The 12,627-nt window shown below is 60.2% G+C and carries 11 protein-coding genes; all 11 read left to right on the plus strand.

Going from position 1 to position 12,627, the window contains the following annotated elements:
- The first annotated feature begins 6 nt into the window (after nt 1–6).
- A complete protein-coding gene (kdpA, locus tag AC13QE_RS03910) occupies nt 7–1,710 on the plus strand; it encodes a potassium-transporting ATPase subunit KdpA (protein ID WP_488482658.1) in 1,704 nt (567 codons plus the stop codon).
- Nucleotides 1,711–1,721: 11 nt separating this feature from the next.
- Nucleotides 1,722–1,883, plus strand: a complete 162-nt coding sequence (locus AC13QE_RS03915) for a hypothetical protein (RefSeq protein WP_488482659.1) — start codon at nt 1,722–1,724, stop codon at nt 1,881–1,883.
- Nucleotides 1,884–1,931: 48 nt separating this feature from the next.
- Nucleotides 1,932–4,019: a potassium-transporting ATPase subunit KdpB gene (kdpB, locus tag AC13QE_RS03920; protein ID WP_488482660.1), complete on the plus strand. Its 2,088-nt coding sequence runs from the start codon at nt 1,932–1,934 to the stop codon at nt 4,017–4,019.
- 12 nt (nt 4,020–4,031) lie between these two features.
- Nucleotides 4,032–4,637, plus strand: coding sequence for a K(+)-transporting ATPase subunit C (locus tag AC13QE_RS03925; protein ID WP_488482661.1), 606 nt, complete (start codon nt 4,032–4,034; stop codon nt 4,635–4,637).
- Between the two features lie 59 nt (nt 4,638–4,696).
- On the plus strand, nt 4,697–7,408 hold the full coding sequence (locus tag AC13QE_RS03930) for a DUF4118 domain-containing protein (protein WP_488482662.1): 2,712 nt from the start codon (nt 4,697–4,699) through the stop codon (nt 7,406–7,408).
- Nucleotides 7,405–8,097 (plus strand): response regulator transcription factor, encoded by a 693-nt coding sequence (locus AC13QE_RS03935; RefSeq protein ID WP_488482663.1) that lies wholly within the window; start codon nt 7,405–7,407, stop codon nt 8,095–8,097. The genes AC13QE_RS03930 and AC13QE_RS03935 overlap by 4 nt, the downstream gene beginning before the upstream one ends.
- A 99-nt stretch (nt 8,098–8,196) precedes the next feature.
- The gene (locus AC13QE_RS03940; protein WP_112337311.1) at nt 8,197–8,652 is read left to right on the plus strand and encodes a PTS sugar transporter subunit IIA; all 456 of its coding nucleotides are present in this window, start codon (nt 8,197–8,199) and stop codon (nt 8,650–8,652) included.
- A gap of 160 nt (nt 8,653–8,812) precedes the next feature.
- The gene (locus tag AC13QE_RS03945) at nt 8,813–9,841 is read left to right on the plus strand and encodes a sulfate ABC transporter substrate-binding protein (protein WP_488482664.1); all 1,029 of its coding nucleotides are present in this window, start codon (nt 8,813–8,815) and stop codon (nt 9,839–9,841) included.
- A gap of 6 nt (nt 9,842–9,847) precedes the next feature.
- Complete coding sequence (gene cysT, locus AC13QE_RS03950; protein WP_488482665.1) at nt 9,848–10,705, plus strand: sulfate ABC transporter permease subunit CysT; 858 nt, start codon at nt 9,848–9,850, stop codon at nt 10,703–10,705.
- Nucleotides 10,695–11,567 (plus strand): sulfate ABC transporter permease subunit CysW, encoded by an 873-nt coding sequence (gene cysW, locus AC13QE_RS03955; protein ID WP_488482666.1) that lies wholly within the window; start codon nt 10,695–10,697, stop codon nt 11,565–11,567. Before cysT ends, cysW begins: the two co-directional genes overlap by 11 nt.
- A gap of 11 nt (nt 11,568–11,578) precedes the next feature.
- On the plus strand, nt 11,579–12,625 hold the full coding sequence (locus AC13QE_RS03960) for a sulfate/molybdate ABC transporter ATP-binding protein (protein WP_132718081.1): 1,047 nt from the start codon (nt 11,579–11,581) through the stop codon (nt 12,623–12,625).
- The last annotated feature ends 2 nt before the right edge of the window (nt 12,626–12,627 follow it).

Genomic DNA, 12,627 nt, shown 5'->3' on the forward strand with positions numbered 1-12,627 from the left:
ACCTCCATGACCTTCAACGGATGGCTTCAGATCCTCATTTACATCGGGATCCTTCTCCTGCTCATCAAACCGCTCGGCGGTTACATGACGCGTGTCTTTACCGGCGAGCGCACCTTCCTCTCCTTCGTCCTCCGTCCTGTGGAACGGGGGCTTTATCGTTTGGCCGGCACGGATGAGCGCGAAGAGCAGCACTGGACCACCTATTCGGTTTCCATGCTGCTGTTCAGCCTCGCCGGTTTTCTCGTTCTTTACGCGTTGCAGCGCCTGCAAGGCAGCCTGCCGTATAATCCGGCCGGCATGACCGCAGTCGGCCCGGAACTGTCCTTCAACACGGCAACCAGCTTCGTCACCAATACCAATTGGCAGAACTACGGAGGCGAAAGCACGATGTCCTACCTCGTGCAGATGGCCGGCCTGACGGTGCAGAACTTCGTTTCCGCGGCAACCGGCATCGCCATCGCCATTGCGCTGATCCGTGCTTTCGCACGTGCCTCGGGCAAGGCGATCGGCAATTTCTGGGTCGATATGGTTCGCGCGACGCTCTATGTCCTCTTGCCGATCTGCATCGTGCTGACGATTGCTTTCGTCTATCTCGGCGTGCCGCAGACGCTCGGCCCCTATGTTGACGCGACGACACTCGAAGGCGCCAAGCAGACGATTGCAGTCGGTCCCGTCGCTTCGCAGCTCGCCATCAAGATGCTCGGTACAAATGGCGGCGGCTTCTTCAACGCCAACTCGGCGCATCCGTTCGAAAACCCCGATGCCGTCTCCAACCTCATCCAGATGCTGGCGATCTTCGCCATCGGTGCTGCGCTGACGAACGTCTTCGGCCGCATGGTCGGCAGCCAGCGTCAGGGCTGGGCGATCCTGGCAGCAATGGGAACGCTCTTCATCGCTGGCGTCATCGTCACCTACTGGGCCGAAGCAGCAGGCAATCCGCTTGTTCATGCGCTCGGTGTCCAGGGCGGCAATATGGAAGGCAAGGAAGTGCGCTTCGGGCTTGCCGCATCCTCGCTGTTCGCAGTCATCACCACCGCTGCATCCTGTGGCGCAGTCAATGGCATGTTGGGTAGCTTTACGGCGATTGGCGGCATGATCCCGCTCATCAACCTACAGCTCGGCGAGGTCATCGTCGGCGGCGTCGGCGCCGGCTTCTACGGCATCCTGATGTTCGTCATCATCGCCATCTTCGTTGCTGGCCTCATGGTTGGGCGCACGCCGGAATATCTCGGCAAGAAGATCGAAGCGAAGGAAGTGAAGATGGCGATGCTCGCCGTACTTTGCCTCCCCTTCGGGATGCTGATCTTTACCGCGATCTCCGCAGTATTACCGTCAGCAGTCGCCGCTATCGGCAATTCCGGCCCGCATGGGTTCTCTGAAATCCTCTATGCCTACAGCTCCGCGGCAGCGAATAACGGCTCGGCCTTTGCCGGTCTGTCGGCCAACACCCCCTGGTACAACACCACGCTTGGCATCGTCATGCTCATCGGCCGCTTCCTGGTCATCGTTCCGGCGCTTGCAATTGCCGGCTCGCTGATCGCCAAGAAGACGGTTCCTGCCTCGGCCGGCACCTTCCCGACGGATGGCCCGCTCTTCGTCGGTCTGCTCGTCGGCACGATCCTGATCGTGGGTGGCCTGACCTTCTTCCCGGCGCTGGCGCTCGGACCGATCGTCGAACATCTGTCGATGATCGCCGGCCAGACCTTCTAGGGATCACTGTCATGAGCCACCTGCTTTTGGCCAGGCTTAGAAAAGCTATCGACCCACGCCCCTTCGACAGGGGGCGTGGTCCGGCCGGCATGGCCTGCGCATCCGACGCCATCTTGCTGGCGATGGCTGCACTGTTCCTCGGCCTTGTCGTCTTCGGATTTTTAATCGGCTGATCGGCAGCGTTCCGATCTGACGTTTTCCTCTTCACGCTGGAGCCTCTTATGAGCCAGTTAAAATCAGCGAGTATTCTGGATTCTCGCATCCTCGTTCCGGCGATCGGCGCTTCGTTCACGAAGCTGAACCCGCGCACCCTCGCCAAGAACCCCGTCATGTTCGTGGTCGCCGTCGTTTCGATGTTGACGACCGTTCTCTTCCTGCGCGACCTCGTCACCGGCGGCGGCAATCTCGGCTTTTCGCTGCAGATCAATATCTGGCTGTGGTTCACGGTGCTTTTCGCCAATTTCGCCGAAGCCGTTGCCGAAGGTCGCGGCAAGGCGCAGGCGGATTCGCTGCGCAAGTCGCGTACCGAAACCCAGGCGAAGCTGCTCGTCGGCAACAGCCGCACCGACTACAAGATGGTGCCCGGCACCAGCCTCAAGGTCGGTGATGTCGTTCTAGTCGAAGCCGGCGATATCATTCCGTCCGATGGCGAAGTCATCGAAGGCGTCGCTTCCGTCAATGAAGCCGCCATCACAGGTGAATCCGCACCTGTCATCCGTGAATCGGGCGGCGACCGCTCGGCTGTGACGGGCGGTACGCAGGTCCTGTCGGACGAGATCCGCGTGCGGATCACCGCTGCTGCGGGCTCGACCTTTATCGACCGCATGATCGGGCTGGTCGAAGGCGCTGAACGGCAGAAGACGCCGAACGAAATCGCGCTCAACATCCTGCTGGCCGGCATGACGCTGATTTTCGTTCTCGCGACAGTCACCATCCCGAGCTTTGCCGCCTATGCCGGCGGTTCGATCCAGACCGTCGTGCTCGTTGCGCTCTTCGTCACGCTGATCCCAACCACTATCGGCGCATTGCTTTCGGCGATCGGCATCGCCGGCATGGACCGCCTGGTGCGCTTCAACGTGCTGGCCATGTCGGGCCGCGCTGTCGAGGCCGCTGGCGACGTCGATACGCTGCTTCTCGACAAGACCGGCACGATCACGCTTGGCAACCGTCAGGCAACCGCCTTCCGCCCGGTCCGGGGGATCAGTGAGCAGGATCTCGCCGATGCCGCCCAGCTTGCCTCGCTTGCCGACGAAACGCCGGAGGGGCGCTCGATCGTCGTGCTTGCCAAGGAGAAATATGCGATCCGCGGCCGCGATATGACGAGCCTGAAGGCGACCTTCGTTCCCTTCACCGCTCAGACCCGCATGAGCGGAGTCGATCTCGATGGTTCCTCGATCCGCAAGGGCGCGGTCGATGCTGTCGTCGCCTATGTCGAAGGTGCTGCCAATGGCAGCCACGAAGGTACTGCGGTCATATCCCGCACATCGAGCGAAATGCTGCGTGAGCTGCAGGCGATCGCCGATGAGATTGCCAAGGCCGGCGGTACGCCGCTTGCCGTTGCCCGTGACGGTCGTCTTCTCGGGGTTATCCATCTCAAGGATATCGTCAAGGGCGGCATTCGCGAGCGTTTTGCGGAACTGCGCCGCATGGGCATCCGCACCGTGATGATCACGGGCGATAACCCGTTGACGGCTGCCGCTATCGCCGCCGAAGCCGGCGTGGACGACTTCCTTGCCCAGGCAACGCCTGAAATGAAGCTGGCGCTGATGCGCCAGGAGCAGGCGCAGGGCAAGCTGGTTGCCATGTGCGGCGACGGCACGAATGACGCGCCGGCGCTCGCTCAGGCCGATGTCGGCGTCGCCATGAATACCGGCACCGTTGCCGCCCGCGAAGCCGGCAACATGGTCGATCTCGACAGCGACCCGACGAAGCTCATCGAGATCGTCGAGATCGGCAAGCAGCTGCTGATGACGCGCGGTGCGCTGACGACCTTCTCTATCGCCAACGACATAGCGAAATACTTCGCCATCATCCCGGCGATGTTCATCGCCTTCTATCCGCAGCTGAAGATGCTTAATGTCATGGGGCTGGCAACGCCGCAGAGCGCCATCCTCTCGGCCATCATCTTCAACGCGCTCATCATTGTTGCGCTAATCCCGCTGTCGCTGAAGGGTGTTCGCTACCGTCCGATCGGTGCGGGCGCGCTGCTGAGCCGCAACCTGCTGATCTACGGCCTCGGCGGCATCATCGTTCCCTTCATCGGCATCAAGGCTATCGACATGGCGATTACCGCCATCGGCCTTGCCTAAGGAGTTTCTCTCATGTTGAAACAAATCAGACCCGCGATCGTCATGATCGTCGCTACGACCGTCCTGACCGGCCTCGCCTATCCGCTTGCCATGACCGGTGTCGCACAGGCGCTCTTTCCCCATCAGGCCAATGGCAGCCTGGTGGAGAAGGACGGCAAGGTGATCGGCTCCAGCCTTATCGGCCAGAATTTTACGTCGGATAAATATTTCCACGGTCGTCCCTCGGCCACGACCGGCGCCGATCCGAATGACCCGACTAAATCGGTTTCCGCGCCCTATAATGCCGCCAATTCCGGTGGTTCCAATCTCGGTCCGACCAATTCGGCTCTGATGACACGCATCAAGGGCGATGCCGCAACGCTGCAGGCTCAGAATCCGAACGTGCCGGTTCCGATCGACATGGTGACGACATCGGGTAGCGGTCTCGACCCGCACATCTCGCCTGAGGATGCCTATTTCCAGGTGCCGCGCGTCGCCAAGGCCCGCAACATGGATGAGGCCAAGGTCAAATCGCTTGTCGATGCGGCCATCGAGCCGCGAGAGCTCGGTGTTCTCGGGGAACCTGTGGTCAACGTGCTGGCATTGAACCAGGCGCTCGATGCTTCTATGACTCAATGAGTTGAAGAGGTTGAGGCGATTAGCGCCGTCTCAACCTTATCAGGAAAGACGATCCGCGAATGGCAGATGAAAGCCGCGACATGTTGAGCAGGCCTTCTCCCGATGCGCTTCTCGAAAAGGCGCGGGCGGAAACACGCGGACGGTTGAAGATATTCCTAGGAGCGGCACCCGGCGTCGGCAAGACCTATGAGATGCTGATGTCAGGCAGGGCGAAGATCGCCGACGGCGTCGATGTTGTGATCGGCGTCGTCGAGACCCATGGCCGCCGCGAGACGCAGGCCCTGCTTGAAGGATTCGAGATCGTTCCGCGCATCAATGTCGACTATAAGGGCAGGGCGCTCGAGGAGATGGATCTCGATGCCATCTTGAAGCGCCGCCCCGAACTGGTGCTTGTCGACGAACTTGCCCATACCAATGCTTATGGCAGCCGGCATCCCAAACGCTATCTCGATGTGAAGGAGCTTCTCGACCGTGGGATCGACGTCTATACGACGCTGAATATCCAGCACGTCGAAAGCCTGAATGACGTCGTCTCGCAGATTACCCGCATCCGCGTGCGCGAGACGGTGCCGGATTCCATCATCGACATGGCCGACGATGTCGAGATCATCGATCTGACGCCGGATGATCTCATCAAGCGGCTGCATGACGGCAAGGTCTATGTCTCGAAGACGGCTGAGCGGGCGCTGACCAACTATTTCACGCCGGGCAACCTGACGGCGTTGCGCGAACTGGCGCTGCGACGCACCGCCCAGCGCGTCGACGACCAGCTCCTGACCCATATGCAGGCGCACGCGATCCAGGGACCTTGGGCTGCCGGCGAGCGTGTGCTTGTTTCCATCGATCATCATCCGCGCTCGGCATCGTTGGTCCGCTATGCCGCCCGCATGGCCGCGCGCCTGCGGGCCCCCTGGGCAGCCGTCTATGTCGAAACCAACCGCTCGATCAGCTTGAGCGAGGCGCAGCGCGATACGATTGCCGCAACACTCAGGCTCGCCGAACAGCTCGGCGGTGAAGCTATCACGCTTCCAGGCCGCGAGGTGGCGGAGGAACTGCTTCGCCATTCGGCGAGCAACAATGTCACCCACATCGTCATCGGCTCGCCGAAAATCGGCTCCTGGCGCGATTGGTCGCGGCGTTCGGTATCCTACGATCTCATCCGCAGGGCCGGCGACATCAGCGTCCATGTCATTTCCGGCAGCGAAGCGGATGGCGAGGCCGCAAGGCGGGGTGTCAAAGTGGCGCCTTCGCCGCCGCCTTTCCAGCTTCGTGGTTATGTCCTGGCAACGCTCTATGTCGCCATCGCGCTCGGTTTCTGCGTCATCCTCGACCAGGTGCTGGATGTGCGAAATCTGGCGCTCGTCTTCTTGATGGCCGTTCTGGCGAGCGCGGTGACGCAGGGCCTGCGCCCGGCGCTCTATTCCTGTTTTCTCGGCGCTCTTGCCTTCAACTTCTTCTTCCTGCCGCCGCGCTACACACTGACGATCAGCGATCCCGAAAGCGTGCTTGCCTTCTTTTTCTTCCTCGGTGTCGCGGTGATCGCGAGTAACCTAACGGCGACGGTGCAGCGCCAGGCGGTGGCGGCGCGGCAACGGGCGCGAACCACCGAAGACCTCTATCTTTTCTCCAAGAAGCTTGCTGGTACCGGTACTCTGGACGATGTTCTCTGGGCAACCGCCTTTCAATTGGCGTCGATGCTGAAACTGCGGGTCGTGCTGCTTCTTCCCGAACGTGGCACGATTGCCGTCAGGGCGGGCTATCCGCCTGACGATACGCTCGACGATGCCGATATTGCGGCGGCGCGCTGGGCCTGGGAGCATAATCATGCCGCTGGCCGCGGCGCCGATACCTTGCCTGGCGCCAAACGTCTTTACGTTCCCCTGCGCACCGGCCGCACTGCCGTGGGCGTCATCGGTCTCGATAGCGACCGGCGCGACGGACCGCTCTTGACGCCGGAGCAACAGCGGCTGCTCGACGCGCTTGCCGATCAGGCGGCTCTTGCCATCGAGCGCGTACAACTGGTTGCCGATGTCGACCGGGCGAAACTCGCCGTCGAGGCGGACCGGCTGCGCTCGGCGCTGCTGACCTCGATTTCGCATGATCTGAAAACGCCACTCGCTGCCATCCTTGGGGCGGCAGGCACCTTGCGCGATTATCTGGAAACCCTGCCGCACGAAGATCGCGTCGATCTCCTCTCGACCGTCATCGACGAATCCGAGCGCCTCAACCGCTTCATCGCCAATCTTCTCGATATGACCAAGATCGAGTCCGGTGCGATGGAGCCGAATTATGCCCTGCATTATGCCGGCGACATCGTCGGCAGCGCGCTGCGGCGGGCGGAGAAAATCCTGACGCATCACCGTATCGACGTGCAGATGCCCGTCGATCTGCCGATGGTGAAGGTCGATCCGGTGCTGTTCGAGCAGGTGCTGTTCAATCTACTCGACAATGCCGCCAAATATGCGCCGGAAGGATCGGCCATTCGGCTGGAGGCCTGGTCCGATATCGACAACATTGTCTTCCGGGTAATGGACGAGGGACCGGGTATTCCGCCCACCGACCTCGAGCGCGTCTTCGATACATTCTACCGCGTACGAAAGGGCGATCAGGTGCGCGCCGGAACCGGTCTTGGCCTGTCCATCTGCCGCGGTTTCATCGAGGCGATGGGTGGCACGATTGCCGCGGGTAACAGAACGGATCGGCAGGGAGCCGTCTTCACCATCCGCCTGCCGAAACCAACAGATGTCCTGAAGCTGGATGAATTGAAATGAACACCACCGCCGTTAAGATTCTCGTTGTCGATGATGAGCCGCCGATCCGCAAGCTGCTGCGCGTCGGTCTTGGTGCCCAAGGCTATGTCGTCAACGAGGCACAGAGCGCCGCATCGGCTCGGGTATCGGTCACCGAGGATCAACCCGATCTGATCGTGCTCGATCTCGGCTTGCCCGACAAATCCGGCCAGGACCTGCTTTTGGAATGGCGTGAGGATGGGGTGCAGATCCCGGTGGTCATTCTGTCGAGTCGCACCGATGAAGCTGGTATCGTCAAGGCGCTCGAGAGCGGCGCCGATGATTATGTGACCAAGCCTTTCGGTGTCAACGAGCTTGCTGCGCGCATCCGTGTGGCGCTGCGCCATCGCCTGCAGCAGCAGGGCGAAAAGGCGATTTTCCAGACCGACGGCCTTTCCATCGATCTCGTCAAGCGCATCGTCAAGGTCGATGGCAGGGAGATCAAGCTGTCGCCGAAGGAATACGACATCCTGCGCGTGCTTGCCCAGCATGCCGGCAAGGTGCTGACGCATCAGTTCCTGCTGAAGCAGATCTGGGGGCCGGCGGCCGATGTGCAGTATCTGCGCGTCTATGTGCGTCAGCTCCGGCAGAAGATCGAAGAGATTCCCGATCAGCCACGCTATATCACCACCGAGACAGGCGTCGGCTACCGGCTGCGTGAGCCTGATTGAGGCGGCGGAGATTTCGAGCCCATTATCGAGGCGATTTGGCCTCAGACTTGTGGCGATGAATGCCATTTCAGAATTTATTGCCGGACTTTGAGTGCGACCATGGACCTTTCCACGATCATTCTTCCCGAACACGTCTTCGTCGGCGTCTCCACTCCGACGAAATGGCGGGCATTGCAGATGCTGTCGTCGAAGGCAGCCCATTGCTTTGGCCTGGACGAGGCAGTGGTCCTGCGGGCGTTGGAGACGCGCGAAAAATTGGGCACGACGGGGATCGGCAATGGCGTTGCGGTTCCGCATGCCGCCATCGCTGCCATGACGAGGCCTCGGGGACTGATGGTGCATTTTGCACATCCCGTCGATTTCGAAGCCATCGACGACGTGCCGACGGAATGGGCTTTCGTGCTGTTGTTCGGAGAGGGTGGCCGGAGCGACTATCTGAACGTGCTTGCCGCGATCGCGAGGCGTTTGCGCACGGAAGGCGTTCTGACGGCGATGCGGCAGACAAAGAGCGCTGACGAACTCTATTCCGTCTTTATGTCCGACACAATTTGCTGACGACGCACTCGTTGCGCGTCTGATGTCATTCAGGAATGTGATTTCACTTTTCTGGATTCTATGGGATGCTGTTCTCCACGGTTGCCGAAAACGGGAACTGTCTTCGTTACTTTATACGACCAAGTTGGTAGGGTTTAAGGACAAACGAAGGGGGTGTATCATGCAGACGATAAAGCTTTCACGGCTTCTCGCCACGGCAGTTCTGATCGGCAGTTTCTCGATCGCGGCCATCGCGCCGACCTGGGCGGCGGACAAGACGCTTCTTAATGTTTCCTACGATCCGACCCGTGAACTCTATAAGGACTTCAACACGGCCTTTGCTGCCAAGTGGAAGAAGGACACGGGTGAAACCATCAATATCAAGGCTTCGCATGGCGGTTCCGGCGCGCAGGCCCGCTCGGTTATCGACGGTCTCGATGCCGATGTCGTGACGCTCGCCCTTGAAGGCGATATCGATGCGATCGCCAAGGCGACGCACAAGATCCCCGCCGACTGGAAGACCAAGTTCCCGAACAATTCCGTTCCCTATACCTCGACCATCGTTTTCCTGGTGCGCAAGGGCAATCCCAAGGGCATCAAGGACTGGGGGGATCTGGTCAAGGACGGCGTCGAAGTCATCACGCCGAACCCGAAGACATCGGGCGGCGCCCGCTGGAACATTCTGGCGGCATGGGCCTGGGCCAAGCAGGCCAATGGCGGCGATGATACCAAGGCGCAGGACTATGTCGGACAGCTCCTGAAGCATGTTCCGGTCCTCGACACCGGAGCGCGTGGCGCGACGACGACCTTCGTGCAGCGTGGTCTTGGTGATGTCCTGCTCGCCTGGGAAAACGAGGCCTATCTCTCGCTCGACGAGCTCGGCCCCGATAAATTCGAAATCGTAACACCGTCCGTTTCGATCCGCGCCGATCCCCCGGTTGCCGTCGTCGATGGCAATGTCGACACGAAGGGTACGCGCAAGGTCGCGGAAGCATATCTCAACTACCTGTACTCGGATGAAGGTCAGAAGATCGCTGCGAAGCACTATTACCGGCCGATCAAGCCGGAAGCAGCCGATCCGAAGGATGTCGCTCGTTTCCCGTCCCTGAAGCTCGCAACTATTGACGACTTCGGCGGATGGTCTCAAGCTCAGCCGAAATTCTTCGCTGACGGGGGCGTCTTCGATCAGATCTATAAGCCGGGACAATAAGACTGAATGCATTCTATAACCCGCAAACGGTGGCGGTTACGGCAGCCGAGCGTCATTCCGGGCTTCGGATTGGCGCTCGGCGTTACCTTGGCTTGGCTCATCTTCATCGTTCTCATTCCGCTGTCAGGCTTGCTGTGGAAGAGCAGCGCTCTTGGTTGGGAGAAATTCTGGGCTTTGGCTCTTGATGTGCGCACGCTCTATGCGCTGCGCATGAGCTTCGGCGGCGCCTTCATCGCCGCGCTCGTCAATGCCGTGCTCGGACTTATCCTGGCTTGGGTACTGGTGCGTTACCGCTTTCCGGGCAAGCGCATCCTGGATGCCATGGTTGATCTGCCGTTCGCTCTGCCGACGGCAGTCGCCGGTATTGCCTTGACGACGCTCTACGCGCCGAATGGCTGGATTGGTCAGTTCTTGACGCCGCTAGGCATCAAGATCGCCTTCACGCCCGTGGGCATCGTCATCGCGTTGATCTTCGTCGGCCTGCCTTTCGTCGTGCGCACGGCACAGCCGGTCATGGAAGAGATCGACCGCGAGGTCGAGGAAGCGGCAGCGACCCTCGGCGCATCGCGTTTCCAGACGATAACCCGCGTGCTCTTGCCAGGTCTTGCGCCGGCGGCGCTGACGGGGTTTGCATTGGCATTCGCGCGCGCGGCCGGCGAATACGGATCAGTCATCTTCATCGCCGGCAACAAGCCCTATGTTTCCGAAATCGCGCCGCTGCTCATCGTCATTCGCCTGGAGGAATATAATTATTCGGCAGCGACGGCGATTGCGACGTTGATGCTGTTTATTTCCTTCACCATGCTTTTGATCATCAACCTCATCCAGTCCTGGAGCAGAAGGAGGTATGGCTATGGCGCATGATCTTTCTGCACCAGTCGAAACGGGTCATTCCGTCATAACCGAAAGCCGGCTTGCGCGCATCGTCTTCATATTGATCTCGCTCGCGTTCCTGACGCTGATGGTGCTTCTGCCTCTCGCCGCCGTTTTCGTCGAGGCATTCCGCAAGGGGATCGAGACCTTCTTCGAAGCTCTCGTCGACGAGGAGACCTTTGCGGCCATCCGGCTGACGTTGATCGTTGCCGGTATCAGTGTGCCATTGAACCTTGTCTGCGGCGTTGCCGCCGCCTGGGCGATCGCCAAGTTCGAATTCAAGGGCAAGGCCTTACTGACGACGCTGATCGATCTGCCCTTTTCGGTGTCGCCGGTTATATCGGGCTTGGTCTTCGTGCTGTTGTTCAATTCGAACAGCACACTCGGCCCTTGGCTGCAGAGCCACGGTATTCAGGTCCTGTTTGCGGTTCCAGGGCTGGTGCTGGCGACGATGTTCGTCACCTTTCCCTTCGTCGCGCGCGAACTGATCCCGCTGATGCAGGAGCAGGGCAGCGCAGACGAGGAGGCCGCACTTTCGCTTGGGGCGAATGGCTGGCAGACCTTCTGGTATGTCACTCTGCCGAACATCAAATGGGGCCTGCTTTACGGCGTATTGCTCTGCAACGCCCGCGCCATGGGTGAGTTCGGCGCCGTTTCGGTCGTCTCTGGCCACATTCGCGGCGAAACAAATACCATGCCGCTGCAGGTCGAGATTCTCTATAACGAATATAATTTCTCTGGGGCCTTTGCCGTTGCTACGCTCCTGGCTCTGCTTGCCCTTGTCACATTGATACTGAAGACGCTGCTGGAAATGCGCTATAGCGAAGAGATCGCAGCCAGCCGGCGTCACTGAAGGAATTCTTAATGGAAGTTCGCGTTCAAAACCTGCGTAAGGAATTCGGTCGCTTTCCCGCATTGCATGACGTGTCCCTGGATATCCGCTCGAGCGAACTGATCGCGCTTCTCGGGCCGTCTGGCTCTGGCAAGACGACGCTGCTACGCCTGATTGCTGGGTTGGAAACGCCCACGGAGGGCAAGATCTTCTTTGGCGAAGAGGATGCTTCGCTGAAGACCGTCCAACAGCGTAATATCGGCTTCGTGTTTCAGCATTATGCGCTGTTCAGGCACATGACGGTGCTCGACAATATCTCCTTCGGCCTGAAGGTTCGCTCGGCATCGCGGCGCCCGCCGCGCGATGAAATCCGCCGCCGTGCAACGGAGCTGCTAGAACTGGTGCAGCTGAACGGCCTGGAGAAGCGTTATCCAACGCAGCTTTCAGGCGGCCAGCGCCAGCGTGTTGCGCTGGCGCGGGCCATGGCCGTGGAGCCGAATGTCTTGCTTCTCGACGAGCCCTTCGGGGCTCTCGATGCGCAGGTGCGCAAGGACCTGCGCAAATGGCTGCGCGAGATTCACGACCGCACCGGCCACACCACCGTTTTCGTGACCCATGACCAGGAAGAAGCATTGGAGCTCGCCGATCGCGTCGTCGTGCTCAACAAAGGCGCGATCGAACAGGTCGGCACGCCGGACGAAATCTACGACACGCCGAACTCGCCTTTCGTTTATGGCTTCATTGGTCAGTCCAATCGTCTCAAGGTGCGCATCACCAGCGGTGAGATCTGGTTCGATGACAAGCCGCTGGGGCTCAGCACGCCGCATGAGCCCGATGGCGAAGCCTATCTTTATTTCCGACCCCACGATATCGAGATCCGCGACGGCGATGGCAGCGCGATCGCGGGGCTGCTCGTTGCCAGCAGGCGCGTGGCAGGCACCCGCCATCTTGAGATCAATATCGGTGCCGAGCACGATCCTATCGAGATCGAACTGCCGCCGAACAAGGCCGACGCATTGGATCGCAACCGCATCGCCTTCAGGCCAACGCGTTGGAAGCTGTTTCGCAACGGTGTCTGACG

This window comes from Martinezella sp. CNPSo 3957, assembly GCF_057784395.1.